This is a genomic window from Pseudomonas sp. 8 R 14 (assembly GCF_900005955.1).
Lineage (GTDB): Bacteria > Pseudomonadota > Gammaproteobacteria > Pseudomonadales > Pseudomonadaceae > Aquipseudomonas > Aquipseudomonas marginalis.
In genome coordinates, this window is sequence record NZ_CVTH01000021.1 from 57,400 (window position 1) to 78,495 (window position 21,096).

The following is a 21,096-nucleotide window of genomic DNA, read 5'->3' on the forward strand; positions in this document are numbered from 1 at the left end:
GCGTGGAGGTTGCGATGATGTTTGAGTTAAGGGTGCTTGATGGGCTGCGCCAGGGCGCTGCGTTGCCGTTATTTGGGGAGCGATGGAGTATTGGTGCGCACGCGGACGCTGACCTGATGTTGAACGATCCGGGAGTCGTCGAGCAGCATGCGTGCCTGCGGTTTATCGACGCCAACTGGTTGGTGCAGGCCGAAGCCGGACTGTTGCGAGACCCCGAAGGCCAGGTACTGGCGCAGATCGCCAAACTGGAACTGAACGTGCCGTTTACAGTGGGGGGGGTGCGGCTGTGCGTGACCTTGGCCGAGCAACCCTGGCCTCAACCCGCAGCCCCTGCGCCGGTAGTGCCGGTAGTGCCGCTAGCGGCCAATGTGCCTGCGCAGGCGATGACGTTATCGTCAATTTCGCCCTCCCAGCAAAGGCGCCTGATCAGCCTGGTGCTGGTGGTGACGGTAATCATTGTGGCAGTGGGCATGGTTTCCACTGGGGAGCGTGAGGCGCAGGCTTCGCTGATGCCGCCCGCGGTGCAGAAACAGGAATTGGCTTCGTCTTTTGAAGTCCGTCAGCAGTTGTTGAAGATGCTCAGCGAGCGTGAGTTGAGTCAGCGGGTCACCTTGCAAGTGATCAATGACCAGGTGGCGCTCAACGGAGAAGTCTCACAGGACGAGGTGGAGCTGGTAGCGCGCATGCTCAGCCGTTTTGGCGAGCAATTCGACAGCTCGGTGCCGGTGATCAGCCGTGTGCGTGTGCGCGACGGCACACTGCCATTCAGGATTGTGCAAATCGTCGGCGGGCCGAATGGTCACGTGGTCCTGGAAGAAGGCAGCCGACTGTTTGTGGGCGACGAAGTGGAAGGGCTGCGGCTGGTGCTGATCGACAACGGCAAAGTGGTTTTTGATGGTGCGCAGCGTTACGAGGTGCGCTGGTGAGTGCGGAACTGCAAGCTCGTCTGGACGCCTGGCAACAGCGTCAGGCCCAGTCACTGAGCACCTTTGCACCGGTGACGATGCGTGGCCGAATCCAGCGCGTCAACGGCATGCTGCTGCAGTGCCGGCTACCCCAGGCGCGTATCGGCGACTTGTGCCAGGTGGAAAAAAGTCCGGGCGACTACATGCTCGCCGAGATCATCGGCTTCGATCAGCAGGACGCGGTGCTCAGCGCCTTGGGTAATTTGGAAGGCGTGCGGGTAGGCGCTGGAGTGGAGCGCCTTGGGGTATCGCATCGAGTCCAGGTCAGCGAGGCCCTGTTGGGCCAGGTGCTGGATGGTTTCGGCCGGCCGATTACGGGGCAGGGCGTGAGTGCGTTTGTCGAGGCCGACTTACCGGATACCAGTGCGGTGTTGTGTGAAGCGCCGTTGCCCACCGAACGGCCGAGGATTAACCGTGCGCTGGCCACCGGCGTGCGTTCGATCGATGGCCTGATGACGATTGGCGAGGGGCAGCGTGTAGGCCTGTTCGCCGGGGCCGGTTGTGGCAAGACCACCCTGCTGGCCGAGATCGCGCGTAACGTCGAGTGCGATGTCATCGTGTTCGGCCTGATCGGCGAGCGGGGGCGGGAGCTGCGTGAATTTCTCGACCATGAGCTCGATGACCAGCTGCGCGCCAAGGCGGTACTGGTGTGCGCCACCTCCGATCGCTCCAGCATGGAGCGCGCCCGCGCCGCGTTCACGGCCACGGCATTGGCCGAAGGTTTTCGGCGCAAGGGGCAGCGGGTATTGCTGCTGATTGACTCCTTGACCCGTTTCGCCCGGGCCCAGCGTGAGATCGGCCTGGCTGCCGGCGAACCCTTGGGGCGCGGAGGTTTGCCTCCTTCGGTATACAGCCTGCTGCCACGGCTGGTGGAGCGTGCCGGGTTGACGCGTGACGGTGTGATCACCGCGATCTATACGGTGCTGATTGAGCAGGACTCCATGAACGATCCGGTGGCCGACGAAGTTCGCTCGCTGCTTGATGGGCATATCGTGCTGTCCCGCAAGCTTGCCGAGCGTGGGCACTACCCGGCGGTGGATGTGTTGGCAAGCCTTTCACGGATCTTGAGCAACGTCGCGGAGCCGGAGGACATCCAGGCGGGTACGGCATTGCGACGGTTGTTGTCGGCGTACCAACAGATCGAGCTGATGCTCAAGCTGGGAGAGTATCAACCCGGCAGCGATGCCCTGACCGATCTGGCGGTGGACAGCCGTCAGGCGGTCGACGGGTTCCTGCGCCAGGACTTGCGTGTGCCTACGCCGATGGTGGCGACGCTGGAGCAACTTAAGGATCTGACCGCCCATGTCCCATTCTGATGTGCTTCTCGGTGAAGTGGAGACGTTGCGGCGCCTGCGCAGGCACAGGGCTGACCGCGCTGAGCGCGCCCTGCGTGAGGCCAGGCGCGCCCAGCAGGCCCTGCTCGCACATATCCAGCAGGCTAAGGATGCGCTTGAGCAGACTCGGCAGGAGGAGGCCCGGCAAAGTGCTGAATTGCTCAGTCAGCATCAGGGTCAGGTGTTGAGCCTCAAGGCCTTGAAATCCTGGGGCGCGCAGGAGCGCTCCCTATCTGCCAGTACTCAGCGGGAGATAGGCCAGTTGGAGGCATTGCGGGGCCAGCAGGGGGAAAGCGAAAGTCGGGTTGGCAGCGCCCAGAAACACGTCACGGAGTGCCTGCGGCAGGTGGAAAAACTTCAGGAGTTATCCCTCTTACTGGCTCGGGAGCCGACATGACCCAGGTTTCAAATAAACCCACTGAGCGTCCGCGCCAGCGCGAGCCGCGGGAGGAGCGTGAGCCGGGGGCCACGACAGCCGTGTCCATGGAACTCGGGCGATTATTCACTCAATTTTTTACTGGAGACGATGGCGGCGCTGGTGCGGGGACTGCCTTATCGGGCAAACAGGCGTCCGCCGGTATAGCCCTGATCGAGGCGCTTGCCGAGCAACTGGCGCCTCGTGTGCAGGCTGCGTCGCAGTGGCCGTTGCAGGCGGTGCTGTACTTGCCTCGCCTGGGGCGGATCAACGCCAGCGTGCGCCGCGAGCAGGGCGCCTGGACGATTGAGCTGGAGGCAGAGCAGGACGCTACGGCGCGCTGGCTTTGCGGTGTACGCCAACAGTGCGAGGGTCGATTCGCGGGAGCGCTGGGGCTGCCGGTGAACTTGCTTATGCCCAGCGTCGGTTGCGCATGCTGATGCCGGCGCTGACCTTTCCCTTGATTAATAGCGATACGGTTGCCGCGCGCCGTCGATTGGGGCGCGGCCTGCGCCTGCCGTTCACGGTGGCCGGGCAGGCCGGCGAGTTGCTGATTGAGCCCGGGCGTGCCCCAGCTGGCGGCAAGGCTTTGTGCTTTGAGACGGTGTGTGGCGTGCTGGCGCTTGTAGAAGCAGGGCCGTTGCTCAGTCTGCTGGGTGAGTGCCCGGTGACCCTGTCCCAGGTTGGCAACGATCCGGACTCCTGGTTCTGGGCCTTGTACCAGTACCACATGAGTCCCCAGGTGCGGGCGCTGCTGGGTTATGTGCGCTTGCTGGAAACGGATCGACCCAAGGGGTTTGGCTGCCGGCTCAGTGTGACCCAGGGGGCGTCCCGGGTTGAAGGCTACCTATGGTTGACCCCCCAAAGTTTCCTGGCCTTGTGTGAGGCAGGGCCTTGGCGCGCCACTGCGGCAGCTTTGCCGGCGCCGTTTCAACTGGCAATCGCCGTGACCCTGGGCCGCGTGCAGTTACCGATTGCGCAGGTGCGCAGCCTGCGTACCGGTGATGTGCTGGTGCTCGGCCCGTATTTTTTTTCCGCCCAAGGCAGCGGCTACGTGCAGGTTGGGAGGCAACGTTTGCATGGCCGCATTGACGATGACACCGGGCCGTTGTGCCTGACGCTTACTTCTATCGAGGACTCGTCTGTGGACGAAAATTTTGCAGCGCCCCATTACTCGGAGCATGAGGATGATGAACCGGTCGTGGATGTATTTGGCCACGAACCATTCGATGAGTTGAGCATGGCGCTGAATGTGCGTTGTGGAACGCTGAACCTTACCTTGGGCGAACTGCGTAACCTCGCGCCCGGTTCGGTGTTGGGCATTAGCGGTTACGCTCCCGGCATGGCCGGCCTGTATTACGGCGATCGGCCGATTGGCCAGGGGCAGTTGGTGGAAGTCGATGGGCGCCTGGGGTTGCAGTTGTCTCGCGTGATGTTCGGCCGATGAGTTTGCAGGGGATAGACCCCCTCATTCTGGCGGTATTCCTGGGGGCATTATCGCTGATGCCCATGCTGCTGATCGTCTGCACATCGTTCTTGAAGATCGTCATCGTGCTGATGATCACCCGCAACGCCATCGGTGTGCAGCAGGTACCGCCCAGCATGGCCATCAATGGCATCGCGTTGGCGGCCACGCTGTTCATCATGGCACCAGTGGGTTATGAGATCGCCGAGAGCGTCAAGGCATCGCCCCTGGACATGAGTAACGTGCAAACGTTTCTGCAGACGGGCAATGAGGCCATCACACCGTTACGCGCATTCATGCTGCGCAATGTGGACCCGGATATATTGACGCACCTGCTGGAAAACACCACGCGCCTCTGGCCTCCACAAATGGCGCAGGAGGTGCAACGCGAAGATCTGATCCTGGTGATTCCGGCTTTCGTGTTGTCCCAGCTGCAGGCAGGGTTCGAGATCGGCTTCTTGATCTATATCCCCTTCATCGTGATCGACCTGATTGTTTCCAACCTGCTGCTGGCGCTGGGCATGCAGATGGTCTCGCCGATGACCATTTCCCTGCCGCTCAAATTGCTGTTGTTCGTGTTGGTGTCGGGTTGGTCACGGTTGCTCGACAGCTTGTTCCTTTCCTATCTCTGAGTGGCGTATGGACCCGATTGTGCTGTTCAAGCAGGGCATGTTGCTGGTGGTGGTGCTGTCGGCACCGCCATTGATTGTAGCGGTGGTGGTGGGGGTGCTGGTGTCTCTGGTGCAAGCATTGATGCAGATACAGGACCAGACGCTGCCTTTTGGCATCAAGCTGGTGGCGGTAGGGGTTACGTTGATCCTGACGGGGCGCTGGATTGGCGTGGAGTTGATCCAACTGATCAACTTGACCTTCGAAATGATTGGCCGCTCGGCCCGGAACTGAGGCCTCACCCGTGTTGGCTTATCTTGATTTCCTTCCCAGTCTGATTATCGGCATGGCGCGAATCTACCCGTGCGGAATACTCGTGGCGGCGTTCTGTTTCCAGCATATACGCGGCATGCTCCGGCACATCCTTGTGATGGTCATGGCGCTGATGCCCGCGCCGGGTATTCATGCTGCGTTGACGGAGCATGATTACTCAGCGTTTGTGCTCGCTGCATTGGCGCTCAAGGAGTTGGCGCTGGGGGTGCTGCTGGGGATGTTGCTTGCGATGCCGTTCTGGCTGTTCGAGTCGGTGGGGGCTTTGCTCGATAACCAGCGCGGAGCCCTGGCCGGTGGTCAGCTCAATCCTTCACTGGGGCCGGATGCGACGCCGATAGGGCATTTGTTCAAGCAATTGGCGATTTTTCTATTGATGTCCACCCTGGGGTTAGGCGCGTTGACTCAGGTGATCTGGGACAGTTACCTGATTTGGCCACCCACCGTATGGTTCCCACTCCCGGCGCCTGATGGCATGAGCGTATTTGTCGGCCTGCTGGGCGACACGTTCACCCATATGATGCTCTACGCTGCTCCCTTTATCGCGGTGCTGCTGTTGCTGGAGTTCGGCATCGCACTGCTGGGGGTCTACAGTCAGCAGCTACAGGTGAGTACGCTGGCGCCACCGGTCAAGTGCCTGGCGGGGATCGGTATTCTGCTGTTGTATTTTGCGCTGCTGCAGGACTTGATCGTGGGGAGTATGAGCCAGCTGAGTGACCTGAAGCACTCGCTGGGCCTTTTATTCAAGGCTCCGATGCCATGAGTGACTCGGGGGAAAAAAAGCACCCGGCGTCAGCCAAGAAGCTGCGTGACCAGCGCCAGAAAGGCCAGGTCGCTCAAAGTCAGGATGTGGCCAAGTTGATGGTGCTGGCGGCCATCAGCGAGATCGCCTTGTTCACCGCCGATACCAGCTTGCAACGTTTCCAGCAATTGATGGTGTTGCCGATCTCACGCCTGGACCAGCCCTTTGTACGGGCGTTGGAAGAAGTGCTGATTGAAGGCCTGGTGGTGTTCTTCTCATTCGGCCTGCTGATGGCCGGTGTGGCGATTGCTATGAAGCTGATCGCCAGTTGGATGCAGTTCGGATTGCTGTTTGCACCCGAGGCTCTGAAGCTCGATTTCAATCGCCTCAACCCGATCAGCCAATTTAAACAATTCTTTTCTGCCCAGTCGCTGATGAATCTGTTGATGAGCATCGCCAAGGCGTTTCTTTTGGGGCTGATCGTATTCCTGGTGGTCTGGCCCTCTCTTGGGACGTTGATCAACCTGGCCAACAGCGATCTGCAAAGTTACCTCCTGGCATTGATCGCCCTGTTCCGCTATCTGCTGCATGCCTGTCTTGCATTGTTACTGGTACTGGCGGTTATCGATTTCACCTTGCAGAAGCACTTCTTCGCCAAGCGCATGCGCATGACCCAGGTCGAGGTCGTCAAAGAGTACAAGGATATGGAAGGCGACCCGCATGTGAAGGGCCAGCGCCGTGCGCTGGCGCAGCAATTGGCCCAGGAGGAACCGAAGGTCAAGCTGCCAAAGCTGGAGGAAGCCGACATGCTGGTGGTCAACCCGACCCACTTTGCTGTCGCCCTGTATTACCGCCCGGGCAAGACGCCGCTTCCGCTGCTGGTCAGCAAAGGTACGGATGCCGTCGCCCGCCAGTTGATTGCGCAGGCGAAGGCCGCCGAGGTGCCGGTCATCCAATGCGTATGGCTGGCGCGCTTGCTCTATACCAAAGCGTTGGGAGCAAGCATTCCCCGCGAATCCTTGCAGGCTGTGGCACTGATCTATCGCACCTTGCGTGAGCTTGATGATGAAGCCAAGCGCGAAACGCTGGAATTGCCTGAGTTGGAACGTCGCTGATCAGCAGGTGGAGCGTGTGTCCAGGGCTTGGAGATTGGCCAGGGAAAGCATCCGGCTGAGGAGTCCGTCGAGCGCATCGTTTGCAGCCGGCAGCGCGTGCCAGATTACCAAGGCATCCTGCGCGTCCAGGTAGATAAAACAACCATCGAACACCACGGCAAGCTCAAAGCGCCGCTCCAATACCTGCCGCAACTGCCCTGCCTGTAATGCTGAACGAGCGACATGCAAGGCCATGCCCGGGCGTTTGCCGGCGTGCAGTGCACATGCTTTGATACCGGGAGCGAGCATCAGGTGAGCGGCAGCGCCACTCACCAGATTGTCCAGAAATACCTGGCGTTGATTGTCGGGCATTTCCTGGCGGCTCATCGTTCCAGCGAGATAGTCTGGTAATCCGCACGTTCCCCGGCGGGACCAGGCTCGGCACGCATCTGCGGTGGCCACCAGATCACCATCTTGTCCTTGCTCGATTGTGGGCGTGAGCAGGAGTCGCCCTTGCAGGTGGGCGTGCAGCCGGCGACAAGCAGTGCCGTTGCGATCAGGGTGACGCACAATAAGCGGTGTTTCATGGCGTGGCCTTCTGAGCAGGAGTAATCAAGGAGGGGCGGGGCACGCTGAGGTGTTCGTCCTTCACCACCGGGCGCATGGCGATAAACACCTCGGCTTCTTCACCCGGCTTGAGCCAGGCGCGCGGCCACACGCTGACGGCCAGGGTCTGCGAGTTGCTGCATTCCTTTTCGTCGATACGCACGTGGCGTTTGACCTGGTTGCGCAGGACCACTACCGCCACGTTGTAGTCCGGTCCCGCATACCATTGGCTGCGTTCGGTGTTCAGCGCGAGCAAGTCGCGGGTGCTGCACAAACTGTCCAGCCCCAGGGGCATTGGTGCCGCCTTGAAGGCCTTGGGCACTTTCCCGCTGACCATGTGCGCCAGGGTACTGATGATGTCGCTGCGCTTGATTACCGGCTGGTGAGGGCTGTAGCGCCGCGCCAACGGTGCGAGGGCTGCCTGCAATTCGACCTGGTCGGCCTGGGGCAGGTAGCGCGACGGATCGGCCTGGTCACCGATGACGCGCGGGGTGAGGATGAACAGGCGTTCACGTCGATTGTTCTGCCGTTCTGTCGAGGAAAACAGCGCCTTGCCCAGTAGCGGGATATCACCCAATAGGGGGACTTTGTTGCGCTTGTCGCTGCTTTCGGTGACGTGGAAACCACCGACCACCAGTGAGCGTTTTTCCGCCATGACGGCCTGGGTGCTGACCTTGCCTCGGCGTACATCGAGGTTGCCGGGAGTGGGGTTGGTTTCGTTGAAATTGCCATCTTCGATATCCACCGCCAAATGGATCTGGTGGCTGCCACGGCTGGTGATGACACGGGGGACCACCTGGAAGCTGGTGCCCACGGTGACCGGTAAAATGGTTGCATTCTCCCGGCCGGGGGTCAGGTACTGGGTGCGGTTGAAGTCGATGACCGCCGGTTGGTTTTCCAAGGTGAGCACCGAGGGGTTGGAGACCATGCTTGCCAGCCCCTTGGCTTCCAGCGCGCGTATATCTGCGTAGAAGCGCTCACGGTTCTCAATCGACACCTGCGAAGAGGTGCCCGGTGCCATATTGACGCCGCCACGGAATCGGCTGTTCTGAAACCCCCAGTTCACCCCGAACTCTCGCAATTGCGTGCGCTCGATATCGAGAATGATCGCGTCGATTTCCACCAGTTTGCGCGCGACATCGAGTTGAGTGATCAACTCTCGATACATGCCCTGCCGCTCAGGCAGGTCATAGATCAGCACAGCGTTATTGCGTACATCGGCTTCGACGCGAACCCTGCTGGGTGAGACCGGGGCTCGCGAGGTGAGTGTCGGGAGCGGATCCAACGGCCCGGTGTTGACGTTTGTACCCAGCATCTGCCCCAGTAAGGGGTTGCTCAATCGGGGAATGTTCGGTACGAGCGGCGCAGGCTGTGACGGGGAGGGTTGGTTCAGACTGTTGAGGGTCGAATTGGAACGCGGCTCCAGCAATCCACGCAGAATGCTGGCCACCCCCGGAATAGTGAGCTTCTCGCCGCGGTAATCCACTTGACGATCCGTCGCATTGGCGAATTTAAGCGGGAAACTCAGCACGCTCTGCTTTTCATCCGGAGAGCGGCGCTGGGTACTGAACTGTTTGATCTGCTCGATATAGCGTCGAGGGCCCGAAACCAGTACCACGCCGTCTTCGGGCAACTCGCCCCAACCGAAACGGCTATCGAGCAGGCCAATATCGGTGAGCGCTTGCTTAAGGTCGGCAATGGTCTCGGAAGAAACCTCCAGGCGCGCCGAGTCTTGCTGGTCCAGCGTGCTGATATAGAGGGTGTTGTTGTACAGGTACCACTGGAAACGGTGTTCTACCCCCAGACGGTCGAGCATCGACTGCGGGGTATTAGCGCGAATCTTGCCATTTACGTTGCCTTCCAGCAGGCCCTCGACATGTAGTTGTGTCCCAAAGGTCTGGGCGAAATCCTCCAGCACTTCCCGGAGGGGCTTATGTTCAGCTTCATAAGCGTAGGCGGTGTTTTTCCACTCGGGGGGGATGGCCGCCAGTGTGTTCCCTGCTGGGATCAGCAGCCAGGAAAGCAGGATAGCGTTACGCCAGGGAAATCCCTTGGGCGAAGCACGGCGTAAGCGACTGTGCTCGTGGTTCTTGTTATGCATTGCCGGTTCTCTGGTTAGTACGACAGTGAGCGTAGTGAGGTGGGTTTGAGGTTTTGGGGGTGGCGAGCAAGGCGCGCGACTGTGGCGCGCCAGGTGTCGCGTTGGTTCAGCAGGGCTTCAAGGTAGCCGAGTACGTATGCCTCTCCCTGCCCACCTGGCAGTTTCTGGATCAGCCACAGCTCACCGCTGTCCGCTTTTTGAGCCAGTGCGCCATGGAAGTGATTCAGGCTGGCAGCGCCCAGGCGCATCCAGCGCTGCAAGGTGGCGGTGTCTGGGCGAGTCAAGGTCAGTTGAACACTCAGCACCAAAGCGTCTCCCTGACGATTCAGCATGATTTCGTCATCGCCCTCAAACAAACGGAGTTGTTCTTTGCCGCTGATTAACCAATCACGGACTAACGCTTGCATATTATTGGAAACTTTCAAAAGTGCTTTTGAGCAACATATGCGAAACACGCGTATGTTCCAGATATGCCATCTGGGACAGGGTGCTCTTTACTGCAAGCTCATAAAATAACTTTGCATCAGCCTGCTCTTGAGATGTGAGGGTATGGAGCTTTTTATAAAGTCTATGGGCATTTTTGGCGTTTTTAGAAAGCTCCTCTGGAAGGTTGTTGAAAATACTCATTAGTTACCCTCTTTATTATGTGGAGGTGCATGGATTAATAAGGTTTTGTCAAGGCTCGTTGTCGGCGATGCATAGCGGATGCAATTAAATGTCTATCCGGTAGTCTCTCCCATGATTGAAAAAGGCATCGAGCATTGAATTCCAGCTGATACGGAAATCACCCTCGTCGGTTTTCAATACAAGTGTCTGAGCAGGGATTGTTTCGTCGTGGTGAAGCTTCCAGAGCGTGGCTTTGTGATGGGCGAGATACTGTTTTACCTCCTCAAAGTCCTGGGGGTGACAGAGAAGCGCCGCGTCGATCTCCTGAATCTGGTCCGCCAGCAATTGCTTCAGCAGGGCTGACAGCCGCTGAGGGGCTACCGTTTCGCCAAGCAGGCGTCTAATTGCTTGGTTGGTGATCGATGTTGCGTACTCCTCCAGGTTGTCACACATCGCTTGACGGTCACGTTCCCAGCGTTTGAATTGGGCGTCTGCGCGTTGCCAGACATCCAGGGACGCCTTTTCCAGCAGAAGTTCGCACTGTCTCTCTGTCTGGTTTATCAGTTCATCGGCCTGTGCCTTGGCGTGGCTGATGAGCTGGTTGGCGTGCTCCCAGTTTGCAAGTTCCTCCCGGGGAATCAGGCAACGTGACAATCCCGCAGCATCCTTGGGCAATTCAACGGTGTATCGACATAACATCTCTGTTTTCCTTACGCGTTCGAGTCAAGGGACAGAGGGGCGTTCGCCGATGTCGTCACGCGCCAGACTACGGCTTGCCAGAGCGTGTTCAGTCGGCTGCTTGAGTTTTCGAGTGAGATATTACTTTTCTCAACCGCACATACGCGGTTACGGGGGAACCGCAATCGAAGGCGCTGCCACGTATCGGGTTCTATCCAGCTGGAAAGCAATTGCAGCGGATCAGCATCCGGCGACAGCATGGTAGGGGGCAACGCCTTGGACAAACGCATGCACCACAGATGCTGACTTTCGCTCAACGGCGGTGCGGCCTCGGGATTGAACGTGCCGTGAACCAGTGTCAGCGCCAGGTTGAGTTGCTCCGTTGATGCGAGGGCCAGGCGAAGTACGGTGGGGTGGGGGGCCGGAGGCAAGCACGCGGCAATGCTTGTGAGACCATCCGGGGCGGAACGTCTGCTGTGATAAAGCACGCTAATTGAAGTGTACTTGTCACCTCTCCAGTCCTCGTGAGCGTGCTCCCAGGGAAACGCCCACCATTCAGCCCAGGCCAGGCGTTCACTCATTGAATGATCGAATCTAGGCGTCATGAGCTGGGCCAATTGGTTCCTGCGCTACTTGCGGCCCTCGCAGAAGAGGCTGACGTCGATTGAGCAGGAACAGTGTACCGGCCACGGATGACAACACGCCGAGAAGTGCCGCGATAACGCTGCCTCGCCAAAAACCGAGATCATCGCTGGGCACCAGGAACGGGCCGAAATACACCAGCCGTTGCTGCTCCTGATAAGTGGCAGCAGGCACAAAGATCACGCTGAGTTTCTGCAGGTTATCCACGGCTGTGGTCATGCCTGGAATGCTGCTCGCTACCATCCTGCGAACGCGTGCGCGGATATTATCGGGGTCCAGGCGTGGGTCATGCTTAATGAAGACTGATGCGGATGCGGGCTGGACCGGTTCCCCTGGCGCGATGCGTTCCGGCAATACCACGTGTACCCGGGCAATAATCACCCCGTCAATGTTGGACAAGGTGGCTTCTAGCTCTTGGGACAAGGCATAAATGTAGCGTGCCCGTTCTTCCAGTGGGGTAGAAATAACCCCTTCCTTGCGAAAGGTATCGCCCAGCGTCGTCCGCGCCATTCTAGGTAGCCCTGCGGCTTCCAATGTACGTACGGCGCGTCCAATATCGGTGGCGTTGACCGCCACGACGACACCGTCTTTGGCCGGGATTTTTTGGGCGCGAATATGTTTATCTGCCAATTCCGCGACCACCTCATTGGCTTCTTGCTCAGAAAGTTGCCGATGAAGTTCAACGCGGTCGCTGCAACCGTTTAACGTGCATACAAGAATAAAAAGCAGGGCGGCGGGCAGGGATTTAATCATGTTCACTATTGCATGTTACAGATTTTGTCGATGCATTGGCTTGTCTTGCCAAGGCTCTTTACTAACAGTTGGGTAGTGAGCGCCACATTAGAGAGTTCGCGCGGGTACTCTCTGAATTTTTCAGAGTCCATGCCTTTACTTGATGATTTCAGCGCCCGCGCGAGGCGGTTTTTTTTATTTTCGATATAACTTGAATGCTCCGCCAGCATGGCTAATACAGCAGGGGGGGCGACGGCAGGCGTGCTGGCTTTCGAGCCTTCGAGCATTGACGCGAAGAAACTTACATCCGTGCTGGATATTGAGTTTTTCTGTGTAACATCAGTGCCTCCGCGACGCGTATTCAGCGTTGAAAAATCAAATGCTTCTATCTGCATATAGGGCCTGCGGTATGGGGGCTGAAGCAGGTTGGTGATAATGGCGGATGCCGCATTTGCGATTTAAGCTCATATGACACCTCCCCGGCTAATGAGCCAGGGAGGTGGTCCTGTTACGAGCGGATTTCTTTAGCTGCGGCGTACAAGCCAGTGATCATCTTTGCCTTCAAGCTCTCTTGGAAAGTCGCCTCTGCGACGGCGGCTGCGCGATCAGACGCGGAACCTGCACCACCTCCACCACCAGCTACCCCATCGGCACCACCGAACATCGAGGCGTTGTTGTATGCGTTTGAACCGTACGAATTACTACCGGATATACCAGCCATAATAAGACTCCGAGTTTGATGTTTTGAACGTTGATTCACTTGTCGTGAGTCAAGCTTCGTGGATGTCTGGAACTTTTTGTAACTTGAACCAGGCTGTGAGTAGGTGGTTCATGGGGCTAAACCGTTCCAAACAGGTTTGTGGCTATTTGTTTCTATATATGTGGTTTTTGAGTTGGAAGGATGGAGTTTTACTGAGTATTTAATAGTTCCCTTTGTCCTCAGGACAGTGGGATGTCCAATTTCTTCATCCTGTAGTACAGCGTGCGTTTTGCCATACCCAATTCAATCGCCACGGTATCCACGCAATACAGGTGGCGGTGCAGCGACTCTTCAATCAAGGCTTTTTCAATGTGCTGCAGGCGTGTCTTAAGGTTCACCTGGGCATCCTGCAGCTCGCTCACTGAGGTTGAAAACGGTGGCAGGCCCAGCACGAACCTTTTGGCCGTGGAGCGTAACTCCCGAACATTACCCTGCCAGGTATGGCACAGCAGTTGTTGCAGCAGCCCGTCGGAGGGCGGCGGGGCAGTGCGTTTGAACCGGTGGGCTTCCTGCTGAATCATCTCCAGGAACAACGGGATGATGTGCTCTCGCCGATCACGCAAGGCTGGAAGCTGGATGTTGACGACATTCAGACGGAAGTACAGGTCGCGCCTGAAGGTTCCGAGTTCGACCATCTGGTGGAGCGATTGTTGGGCAGACGCGATCACACGCATGTCCACCGGGATGAAGCGGGTTGAGCCCAGGCGCTCCACCCCCCGCGACTCCAGCGCGCGCAGCAGTTTGGCTTGCAGGTTCAACGGCATGCTATCGATCTCATCGAGGTACAGGGTGCCGAGATGGGCTGCCTCGATAAAACCGGCACGGGACTGGATGGCGCCGGTATAGGCACCGCTGTTGACGCCGAACAATTGGCTTTCGGCGAGGCTATCAGGAATAGCCGCACAATTGACCGCGACAAAATTGCCCCGCCGGGTCGATAGGCGGTGAACCCGCTGCGCCAGGGTATCTTTGCCAGTGCCGGTTTCTCCCAGCAACAGTATGTCTATATTGAGGGGGGCCGTGCTGCTCAGTGTGTTTTCAATATCCGTGTCTTCGAAGAGTGAAGTATCTTTTTCATTTTCTCCAAGGGTGGAGACCGACATCGAAGAGTTCTCCATTATCGCTCGACTTCAGTGTTGAGAGGACAGTCTATGCTCGTCAATCAGGAATGAGGGTATAGAACTTATACTGGGATATTGACGTAAGTGTGGGCCGGAATAATGTAGGAAAACCCCGGCATTATTGAGGTTAAATTGTGCAACTGCCTGGCTGCATTAAAGGCGGAGGGGGGTAAGTAGGGGAAGTCTGGTAGTGAAGTGTGAACGATGCTTGTCCTATGTTAGGAAGTTTCACCTACAAAAAAGCCGATGCAGTGCATCGGCTTTTTTATTTGTCGTAGACTTCGCAGGTAGCGTTTACACGTTAAACCGTAAATCTGGCCTGTAGGGCCCGTACTCTTTAGGTTCCACGTTCCGCCGCAAAAAATATAGTCACCTTCATATACACTTTGGTGCTTGCTACCGCTTCGCAGCCCTAGCTGCCCCGCGTCCTTAAAGCACCTTTGACCGAGGCTGTGAGTCACGGATTTTTGAGCGCGAAAATAATCAAGCCGGAATCCGTGACCTAGGAATGCCCGCTGCTGACACTGCATGCAACTGATAGAGCGCAGAGGTAGCCATGCAGATCATTCGCCGGAAAGCCGTTTGCAAAAAACTAGGGGGCATCAACCCTTCAACACTTTGGCGTCTTGAGCGTAACGACCCATCCTTCCCCGCTTCGGTGCAACTGAGCGGCGGGATAGTGGGCTGGTTCGAGCATGATCTTGATCATTGGCTCGAGTCCAAAACAGCTAAACGACACTCGACAACCGAATCCGCCGCTCGGCAGAACCCCTGAATGCAGAAGCCCGCTTTGGCGAGCGGGCTTCTGGTGACTACAGCAGGGGTGTGTCGCGTCCCTCAGCTTGGCGGTTGAGGGACGACATTACGATGCAGCTATCGACTAGTTAGCATCCTAGCTCCCATCCCTGCTGTCCGCAAGTAGGTGTGCTTTGACGCACAGAGGCGATTGTGCCCGATGGTAAATTCAAAAAAGCTCAGTCCGATGTTTCATCTTCATGACGGTGGGGGCGAGTCATATGCACTCAATCGGATTAGACAGATTGTTAAGTACAAGCCAGGGTGCTTTGGAGGTGAGGGATGACCTTCCACAAAGCCGCGAGGCTTTCACCTTCAGATCCCCATTCTGCGTTGCGCCGCCCCGCGCGGACTATGCCTGCCCAATACGCAGCCCCTAGACACCTCTCCAATCAACAGCTAAAGAATCCGCTCATCCGTTCAGCGTACGAGCGTCTTAGCAACATGGTCAGCTACCGAGGTCATTATCTGCGTCGGCTTGATACGGTGCACGGTGATCGACGTACCCGTGTTGAAAAATTTCAAGTGATCGAGCGAGTTGCAGAGCAATTGCTGGTGCGGTTGGACTTGGCCACCGGGATACTCGGGTTCATCGATCCTGAGTCCGGGCGCTACGTGCTCAACACCCAACGCAAAATTGCCGAGGACTCCGAAGGAGTCTCGTCACCGGTGCTTTGTCGGCTGTTCAAGACGCTCGACGAGGCTGGCTATGTCTACCGTCGAATTGAGCGAATCCGCCTTGATGAAAAAGACGACAGCGGTCTGAACTTGGTTCGTACCCGTGTTCTGATCCGCTTTACCAAGCAGTTCTGGAATGATTTGGGTCTGCGTTATGTTTTTGAACGCGTGCAAAATGCAGCCAAAAAGCGTCGAGATGCCCAACTACGTGAGATTGGCCAGCGTCGACTGACGGAGCTCGAGCGCCAATCCCTGGCTCAGCACCGTCGAGAGGTTTCTCGGAAGCGCTGGCAAGCTAAGCAAGCCCGTGAAGCCGGCGGAACCGGTGAGTTTCCTGGTACCCAGGCGGCTGGAGCACCGTCTTGCAACCTGAAGCCAGATCATGAAGTTGTCCCAGCGCGTGTAACGGGCAACGCGGCACTAAATGCCATAAGAGGATTGCGGGCTAGATAGCCTGCTCGCAGGTGGTTATCAATTCACCTAACGATATCCCTTGTCCTAACCTGTAGTGAACAGGCGTGCGAACTCTCTACGTTGCCTTACTTTTCTTCATCCGCTCAAGCGGAGGCTTTGTAACGACTGAAATTCATACGCGATAAAGGTGCTGAAAAAAGTACACACTTCGCGGCTGCTGTCAGGTCATCGATAGTCGAAAATCACTCATTCCAGTCGTCCCGACATGCACATCTGCGGGCATGCCATACGCGACTTCGGACGATTTTAATAAATGGAATTTTATATCCTCGTCAGTAACCCCTTCGGTAAAAAAAAGAGCTTTCCGAGGTGTTCAAACCTCGAAGTTCATTAATGCGCCGCACTTCGTGCCCATGGCACGGCGCGGAGTGGAGCCCTCACGATGGCGTGACAGCCCGTCTAAGCGGCGCAGGTGGATGAAGCTCACCTGCCCTGGCCTGCGGCCACCCCTTTGGGGCGCTAAGACACGGATAAATCGCCCCAGGTCGGCAAGCCGACCTAGTGCTCAACCGTGCGCGCTTGCGCACCGGCTTGATCAAGAGATATGGAACGCTTCAATCGTCGAGCGTTTTCAGGAGATACAGTTTTTCGTGGGAGTTGTCACGTGCCTGATCTGCATCAGATATTAATGGCGCCGGATAGCGAAGCCGGGATGGCGAAGCTGTCCCGATTGGATGTCCGGCCGACAACGAGCGGAGCGAGGCGTCAGCTCGGTCGCAAGAACAGGTACTGCCGATTGTTTGTGTTTCAGCGTGGATAAGACGCTTGCGCGCAACTTTCTATTGCCTAGTGTCATGTTTCACAAGTACCAATGAAAATCGGGTCTATGCCCATCTATTTGCCCCCCCGTTTGCGTCATTGACGAATCTTGTGGAGCGATTTTTTCTCAGCGCTGAGCGAGAAATGAATCAAGCGCCAGGCGCATGTCAGCGTGAAGGATCTGGAGTCCTCAATCGAGTACTACCTTGAAACCTGCAACCAGAATCCGAAGTCATTTCGCTGGCACAAAAAAGCGGATGAGATCCTTGGCTCCGTTGCTCGTGCAGCAAAAGCATTGGGGTAAGAAATTTTCCGTTCTACTACTGAAACACCACACTTGAGCCCTGATTGACATTCTGATGTGTACAGTTGAGTTACAGCCTGTTGATTCACTGTCAAAAGTCAGGGATGCTCGGGTCCAAGTAAACACCTATTGAGAAGAGACTATGCAAGCGCAGGCAGCGAAACCACCGCTTTATCGAGGCTTTCCACTTCCAATTCATGACCTGTCACCAAACGCATTTGAGGACTTTACTTATCAGGCGTTATCTCTTTTAGGAAAGAAACTAGATTTTCAAATGACGAGCGGCCCCCAACCATCGGGTGACCAGGGGTATGATTGTACTGCTAAGTCGACCTTAACAAACCATCTAATTTGCATTCAATGCAAAAGGTACGACGCCGCACTAAGTATAAGTGATGTCGCCGAAGAGATAATCAAGGTATCCCTAGATAAAGCTCTAAATAATTCAGACACAAAACATCAGTACATAATAACTTCTGGCGAAGTCAATGGCCCCTTGCGCAAAGCATATCGCCAAGCAAATTACACGAGCTTAAAGAGTGAATGTGAAAAAATAATAAACAAAGGAAAATTTCAGCCAGCTTTGCTTAAAGAAGCAAAGATCCTAGGCGTAGACCCAATCCAAATCGCCAATGAGTATTTGGATACATTGGAAAACCTCACGATTTGGTCCGGTCGCGATTTTCAGAACGAACTGATAACCATATGGAGTGAATTATCCGATATTTTAGAACAAAACTTTTTGATTGAGAAAATTTTAAAGGATAACCCCACACCAGATTTCAACCTCAAAGCTTATCTCAACAGAATTTCTTTGGCCGGGGATAATCTAACAGCATTAGCTTACTCTCCCGCTCCATTTCCACCAAATCTTAATAGTGAATATAAGCCAGCAGATCTTAAACAACAAATCATCACTACTGACAACATACTAGAGATCTTGAAAGCGGGAAACAATATAGCTATATCCTCGCCCGGCGGGAGTGGGAAGTCCTGTACCTTATCAATCATCACAAAAAAACTTGCATTGGAATCAGATATTCACTATCTGCCCGTGAATCTAAAGTTAAGAAGCTACTCAAGAAATATGCTTAATCATATGATTGAGCAGGAGCTAGGAATATTATTTGGCTCATGGAAGAGCCTACCATTTAAATTTCTCTTCTTGCTCGACGGGCTAGATGAGATGCTTCAGTGTGATACTCAAGCTTTCTTTGATGACCTTTCCGGGACGATCGATGATCATAGCTATATCGTCACATTGAGAGATCAGGGCTTAAGCATAGATACCCAGTCTAATAAATTAGCTTGTTGCCTATCCATACAACCCCTCTCATACAGAAGCGCGTTCAACATAGCTAGTTCGTTATTTAAGAACGAAGAGCTTGCGGAGTTCTATGATCAGTACAGAAGCAGGCTCAGCTCCGTTGACTTTGACTTCTTCTCATCCCCATTTGTTCTATCACGATCTATCGGGTATTACAAAAACAATAAAAAACTCCCCGACAGCACGGAAGACATCCTTGAAGACTGGATATCCAGCAAGCTAAAAAAAGACAAGGCTAGAGTTGTAAGCAGCGATATCAAATCCAATAAATTACCTGAAGCTCAAGTGATTCATGCATTCGCAACAGTGCTCTACAAAGCAACCTTTGGTCTAGGTGTGTCGTCAATACCGGAAGATAGCTACAATAATTTAATGATAGAGTGTTACGACGAGCTAATCAGCTCACAATCTTATCTTGCCAGAATCCTTAGCTTTGAGGATTTTATTAACCTGATAACGGGATACGAAATCTTATACAAGGGTAAAGACGATCACTTTTCGACACCACACCAAATCATTTCTGATTACTTGGCATCAAAGGCTCTTTCCAAGAATTGGCGCATGCATCAATCATCCGTATTCAATCATTCACACTATGATATCTGGCTATATTGCAGTAACTCCATACTGGAGAATGAAAAGGACGATTTTATAGACACGGTGTTAGGATTTGATATATTGCTTGCCGCAAAAATTGCTCGTCGATTCCAAGGCGGCCACTTAACTAAAGTTGAGAAGAAACTACTCGAACTTGAATCAAGTGAGAAGATCCTGACCCGAAGTCTTGCGATTTCCGCGCTAGGTATATTAGCTACGAAAAGTAGCTATGAAAGATTAAAGTCTCGTTCTGGAGAAGTGGACTTTCACCATTTTCATCAGAGGCAAAAAGCCTTGGCACTGGGCGGCGACTTAGAGACCCTTATAGATATCTTGGTTGAAAACGAGCCTCGCGCGCAATCCCCGGCTAAAATTTCCGGGGGTAGCTATGACCTGTGGTTTCTCTCACCTCCTACCGTAATTACTAACATCGCGAGAAGACGGATAAATGAGTGGAAAGTCGATGGCAAGACAGAATTATGCTTAAGCTTACGAACACTGGCATTGTTTGGCGATAGCTCGGACTGCGAAGCACTGGTATCTGTTTTAGAGAAAACTAATTACATGGGGGAATTCTATGATGCAACCCGGGCGCTTCTAGAAATAGATCGGTCACTGGCTCACGAGGTACTTGTTAGAATCAGCAATATTAACTCCGTAGCCGCATTCTGGGCCAAACAGGTCCTATCTTCATTAGGTATAGAGTTCGACATTACCCAAGAGTTTGATTACTTAATCGAATTGAGTTATGAGGACGAAGACCACTTAATACAAGAAGGCGTATTTCACACAATCCTCAAAATAGTTGAACTAATCAAGACTTCAAAGCTTGACAGCGAGAAAATTGAAACGCTTATTTCGACTTATCAACGATTGAACTTTAGAAAAGACTTGTATTTTTACGGCTTAATATGGAGCCTTGGACTAAGTGGAGGCGCCGGCTGTCTTCTCCCACTAGTAAGGCTGGCATATTCTAGAAAAGATCCAGACGAGATAAATTATGCTATTGGGTATCTTTCCAAGGCAGCCGACGCAGATATTGATGCTGACCTAACCACTCAAATTGACGAATATTTCAATGCGTTAAATGGGCAGCACGAAGGAATATTTTGTCTATATGTAAATTATTACTACAACAAGAACAAGGAATTCGCTCTAGATCTAATGAGGAATAAACTAACTGATCATCTCAAAGAGTTATCGCCTGATAGCCTATCAATTGAAAATTATAACTTCGGTAATATCTGTAAATATGATCTAATTTTTGATTTCTTATCGCTATGCAATGACGGTGAAGTTTGCCTAACGAAAGAGGACTCCTATAAACTTCTTCTTATAAACACTGATCATTCTGACCCCTCGTTTAAACTAGCTAAGCTCAAGGTTTTAAACGGGCTAAATAAAGAAGACCTTGACACCTACCTCAGTAAGGTGCGGGACAAAGGTGTTAGAGCATGTATTGCTAGCTACATGCTGAACTACGATCTGTCGAATACAACGCTATTGTTAGCAGAAGAATACTTCCCGGTCTTTTTCTCACACCAATTCTATTATCCAGCAATAATTTCTGTCTGCACCAGACATTGGGATGACAGCTTAGCTAAAATATTTCTAACATCATTTTGCGAATTCAATTGGCATCCCTTTCTTGCTCAAATGTTTGAGCAAAATACAAGTCTATTCCTTAAGTTGTTCACTAGTTCACAACTGGAAGAGTTTGAAGCTTCGCGCAAAGGCCCAGTGAACGTTTTCGTGGAGAGAACTTATAGAATTTTTCTTGAGAGCAAAAGTCTTGATATGAAGTAGACAGCAATTTAGCTCCTTTTTTGGGTTGTAGATGTTTTGAAGTCTGCAACCTTTGACTGGCATAGTTTTATATGCGACGCCTGTCAGTTTTCTAGAGATGATATGGATGGCTCAAAATGGGGTTTACCCTTTAAAAAATATAAAATCGACTGCGGT

Annotated in this window: 22 protein-coding genes and 1 pseudogene; 13 read left to right on the top strand and 10 right to left on the bottom strand. The window is 54.3% G+C overall.

What is annotated here, in order from left to right:
* Positions 1 to 17 precede the first annotated feature (17 nt).
* Genes BFQ01_RS01730 through sctU form a run of 9 tightly spaced genes read left to right on the top strand, consistent with a single transcriptional unit; the run spans position 18 to position 6,975 of the window.
* The gene (locus BFQ01_RS01730; protein WP_065924106.1) at positions 18 to 926 is read left to right on the top strand and encodes an FHA domain-containing protein; all 909 of its coding nucleotides are present in this window, start codon (positions 18 to 20) and stop codon (positions 924 to 926) included.
* A complete protein-coding gene (locus BFQ01_RS01735; protein WP_027606908.1) occupies positions 923 to 2,281 on the top strand; it encodes a FliI/YscN family ATPase in 1,359 nt (452 codons plus the stop codon). Before BFQ01_RS01730 ends, BFQ01_RS01735 begins: the two co-directional genes overlap by 4 nt.
* Entirely contained in the window at positions 2,268 to 2,696 is a 429-nt protein-coding gene (locus BFQ01_RS01740) for a type III secretion system stalk subunit SctO (RefSeq protein WP_065924016.1), read from the top strand. The genes BFQ01_RS01735 and BFQ01_RS01740 overlap by 14 nt, the downstream gene beginning before the upstream one ends.
* Entirely contained in the window at positions 2,693 to 3,154 is a 462-nt protein-coding gene (locus BFQ01_RS01745) for a type III secretion system HrpP C-terminal domain-containing protein (protein ID WP_065924017.1), read from the top strand. Before BFQ01_RS01740 ends, BFQ01_RS01745 begins: the two co-directional genes overlap by 4 nt.
* Positions 3,148 to 4,161, top strand: a complete 1,014-nt coding sequence (locus tag BFQ01_RS01750) for a FliM/FliN family flagellar motor switch protein (protein WP_065924018.1) — start codon at positions 3,148 to 3,150, stop codon at positions 4,159 to 4,161. Before BFQ01_RS01745 ends, BFQ01_RS01750 begins: the two co-directional genes overlap by 7 nt.
* Positions 4,158 to 4,811, top strand: coding sequence for a type III secretion system export apparatus subunit SctR (gene sctR / locus BFQ01_RS01755; protein WP_065924019.1), 654 nt, complete (start codon positions 4,158 to 4,160; stop codon positions 4,809 to 4,811). The genes BFQ01_RS01750 and sctR overlap by 4 nt, the downstream gene beginning before the upstream one ends.
* Before the next feature lie 7 nt (positions 4,812 to 4,818).
* Positions 4,819 to 5,082, top strand: coding sequence for a type III secretion system export apparatus subunit SctS (gene sctS, locus BFQ01_RS01760; protein ID WP_027606903.1), 264 nt, complete (start codon positions 4,819 to 4,821; stop codon positions 5,080 to 5,082).
* A 10-nt stretch (positions 5,083 to 5,092) separates the two neighbouring features.
* Positions 5,093 to 5,881, top strand: a complete 789-nt coding sequence (gene sctT, locus BFQ01_RS01765; RefSeq protein WP_065924020.1) for a type III secretion system export apparatus subunit SctT — start codon at positions 5,093 to 5,095, stop codon at positions 5,879 to 5,881.
* Positions 5,878 to 6,975 carry a type III secretion system export apparatus subunit SctU gene (gene sctU / locus BFQ01_RS01770; RefSeq protein WP_065924021.1) on the top strand — a complete coding sequence of 366 codons (1,098 nt, stop codon included), beginning with the start codon at positions 5,878 to 5,880 and terminating at the stop codon, positions 6,973 to 6,975. Before sctT ends, sctU begins: the two co-directional genes overlap by 4 nt.
* Here the strand turns inward: sctU and BFQ01_RS01775 are convergent, their stop codons facing one another.
* From BFQ01_RS01775 to BFQ01_RS01810, 10 genes are all read right to left on the bottom strand, one after another.
* Positions 6,976 to 7,326, bottom strand: a complete 351-nt coding sequence (locus tag BFQ01_RS01775; protein ID WP_065924107.1) for a transcriptional regulator — start codon at positions 7,324 to 7,326, stop codon at positions 6,976 to 6,978.
* 11 nt (positions 7,327 to 7,337) lie between these two features.
* Positions 7,338 to 7,541 (bottom strand): HrpT family type III secretion system protein, encoded by a 204-nt coding sequence (hrpT, locus tag BFQ01_RS01780; protein WP_065924022.1) that lies wholly within the window; start codon positions 7,539 to 7,541, stop codon positions 7,338 to 7,340.
* Positions 7,538 to 9,661 carry a type III secretion system outer membrane ring subunit SctC gene (sctC, locus tag BFQ01_RS01785; RefSeq protein ID WP_065924023.1) on the bottom strand — a complete coding sequence of 708 codons (2,124 nt, stop codon included), beginning with the start codon at positions 9,659 to 9,661 and terminating at the stop codon, positions 7,538 to 7,540. Before sctC ends, hrpT begins: the two co-directional genes overlap by 4 nt.
* 14 nt (positions 9,662 to 9,675) lie before the next feature.
* Complete coding sequence (locus tag BFQ01_RS01790; RefSeq protein WP_323145765.1) at positions 9,676 to 10,086, bottom strand: type III secretion protein; 411 nt, start codon at positions 10,084 to 10,086, stop codon at positions 9,676 to 9,678.
* Positions 10,070 to 10,288, bottom strand: coding sequence for a hypothetical protein (locus BFQ01_RS01795; RefSeq protein ID WP_065924025.1), 219 nt, complete (start codon positions 10,286 to 10,288; stop codon positions 10,070 to 10,072). Before BFQ01_RS01795 ends, BFQ01_RS01790 begins: the two co-directional genes overlap by 17 nt.
* 84 nt (positions 10,289 to 10,372) lie before the next feature.
* Positions 10,373 to 10,966, bottom strand: coding sequence for a type III secretion system stator protein SctL (gene sctL / locus BFQ01_RS01800; RefSeq protein ID WP_065924026.1), 594 nt, complete (start codon positions 10,964 to 10,966; stop codon positions 10,373 to 10,375).
* Positions 10,967 to 10,977: 11 nt separating this feature from the next.
* Complete coding sequence (locus BFQ01_RS31060) at positions 10,978 to 11,526, bottom strand: type III secretion protein (protein WP_065948507.1); 549 nt, start codon at positions 11,524 to 11,526, stop codon at positions 10,978 to 10,980.
* Positions 11,527 to 11,539: 13 nt separating this feature from the next.
* Positions 11,540 to 12,340 (bottom strand): type III secretion system inner membrane ring lipoprotein SctJ, encoded by an 801-nt coding sequence (sctJ, locus tag BFQ01_RS01805; protein WP_065924027.1) that lies wholly within the window; start codon positions 12,338 to 12,340, stop codon positions 11,540 to 11,542.
* 5 nt (positions 12,341 to 12,345) lie between these two features.
* A complete protein-coding gene (locus BFQ01_RS31065) occupies positions 12,346 to 12,714 on the bottom strand; it encodes an EscI/YscI/HrpB family type III secretion system inner rod protein (RefSeq protein ID WP_074843642.1) in 369 nt (122 codons plus the stop codon).
* Positions 12,715 to 13,258: 544 nt separating this feature from the next.
* Complete coding sequence (locus BFQ01_RS01810) at positions 13,259 to 14,182, bottom strand: sigma 54-interacting transcriptional regulator (RefSeq protein ID WP_065924028.1); 924 nt, start codon at positions 14,180 to 14,182, stop codon at positions 13,259 to 13,261.
* 574 nt (positions 14,183 to 14,756) lie between these two features.
* Here BFQ01_RS01810 and BFQ01_RS31070 point away from each other — a divergent pair.
* The 4 genes and pseudogenes from BFQ01_RS31070 (at position 14,757) to BFQ01_RS01820 (ending at position 20,940) form a co-directional block, all read left to right on the top strand.
* A complete protein-coding gene (locus tag BFQ01_RS31070) occupies positions 14,757 to 14,975 on the top strand; it encodes a helix-turn-helix transcriptional regulator (protein WP_083244832.1) in 219 nt (72 codons plus the stop codon).
* 374 nt (positions 14,976 to 15,349) lie between these two features.
* Positions 15,350 to 16,126: a hypothetical protein gene (locus BFQ01_RS01815; protein WP_256097661.1), complete on the top strand. Its 777-nt coding sequence runs from the start codon at positions 15,350 to 15,352 to the stop codon at positions 16,124 to 16,126.
* An 864-nt stretch (positions 16,127 to 16,990) separates the two neighbouring features.
* A pseudogene (locus BFQ01_RS31075) lies at positions 16,991 to 17,210 on the top strand (IS630 family transposase); the annotation flags it as partial.
* Positions 17,211 to 17,352: 142 nt separating this feature from the next.
* Positions 17,353 to 20,940 (top strand): restriction endonuclease, encoded by a 3,588-nt coding sequence (locus BFQ01_RS01820; RefSeq protein WP_083244833.1) that lies wholly within the window; start codon positions 17,353 to 17,355, stop codon positions 20,938 to 20,940.
* Positions 20,941 to 21,096: the final 156 nt, after the last annotated feature.

Bases quoted from the DNA above. Each gene is read 5' to 3' on its own strand.
- BFQ01_RS31070 (WP_083244832.1), top strand. From the start codon at position 14,757: ATGCAGATCATTCGCCGGAAAGCCGTTTGCAAAAAACTAGGGGGCATC.
- hrpT (WP_065924022.1), bottom strand. From the start codon at position 7,541: ATGAAACACCGCTTATTGTGCGTCACCCTGATCGCAACGGCACTGCTT.
- BFQ01_RS01810 (WP_065924028.1), bottom strand. From the start codon at position 14,182: ATGTCGGTCTCCACCCTTGGAGAAAATGAAAAAGATACTTCACTCTTC.
- BFQ01_RS01775 (WP_065924107.1), bottom strand. From the start codon at position 7,326: ATGCCCGACAATCAACGCCAGGTATTTCTGGACAATCTGGTGAGTGGC.
- sctL (WP_065924026.1), bottom strand. From the start codon at position 10,966: ATGTTATGTCGATACACCGTTGAATTGCCCAAGGATGCTGCGGGATTG.
- BFQ01_RS31060 (WP_065948507.1), bottom strand. From the start codon at position 11,526: ATGAGTGAACGCCTGGCCTGGGCTGAATGGTGGGCGTTTCCCTGGGAG.
- BFQ01_RS01815 (WP_256097661.1), top strand. From the start codon at position 15,350: ATGCCTGCCCAATACGCAGCCCCTAGACACCTCTCCAATCAACAGCTA.
- sctR (WP_065924019.1), top strand. From the start codon at position 4,158: ATGAGTTTGCAGGGGATAGACCCCCTCATTCTGGCGGTATTCCTGGGG.
- BFQ01_RS31065 (WP_074843642.1), bottom strand. From the start codon at position 12,714: ATGCAGATAGAAGCATTTGATTTTTCAACGCTGAATACGCGTCGCGGA.
- sctS (WP_027606903.1), top strand. From the start codon at position 4,819: ATGGACCCGATTGTGCTGTTCAAGCAGGGCATGTTGCTGGTGGTGGTG.
- BFQ01_RS01820 (WP_083244833.1), top strand. From the start codon at position 17,353: ATGCAAGCGCAGGCAGCGAAACCACCGCTTTATCGAGGCTTTCCACTT.
- BFQ01_RS01740 (WP_065924016.1), top strand. From the start codon at position 2,268: ATGTCCCATTCTGATGTGCTTCTCGGTGAAGTGGAGACGTTGCGGCGC.
- sctJ (WP_065924027.1), bottom strand. From the start codon at position 12,340: ATGATTAAATCCCTGCCCGCCGCCCTGCTTTTTATTCTTGTATGCACG.
- BFQ01_RS01750 (WP_065924018.1), top strand. From the start codon at position 3,148: ATGCTGATGCCGGCGCTGACCTTTCCCTTGATTAATAGCGATACGGTT.
- sctC (WP_065924023.1), bottom strand. From the start codon at position 9,661: ATGCATAACAAGAACCACGAGCACAGTCGCTTACGCCGTGCTTCGCCC.
- BFQ01_RS01745 (WP_065924017.1), top strand. From the start codon at position 2,693: ATGACCCAGGTTTCAAATAAACCCACTGAGCGTCCGCGCCAGCGCGAG.
- sctU (WP_065924021.1), top strand. From the start codon at position 5,878: ATGAGTGACTCGGGGGAAAAAAAGCACCCGGCGTCAGCCAAGAAGCTG.
- BFQ01_RS01730 (WP_065924106.1), top strand. From the start codon at position 18: ATGTTTGAGTTAAGGGTGCTTGATGGGCTGCGCCAGGGCGCTGCGTTG.
- BFQ01_RS01795 (WP_065924025.1), bottom strand. From the start codon at position 10,288: ATGAGTATTTTCAACAACCTTCCAGAGGAGCTTTCTAAAAACGCCAAA.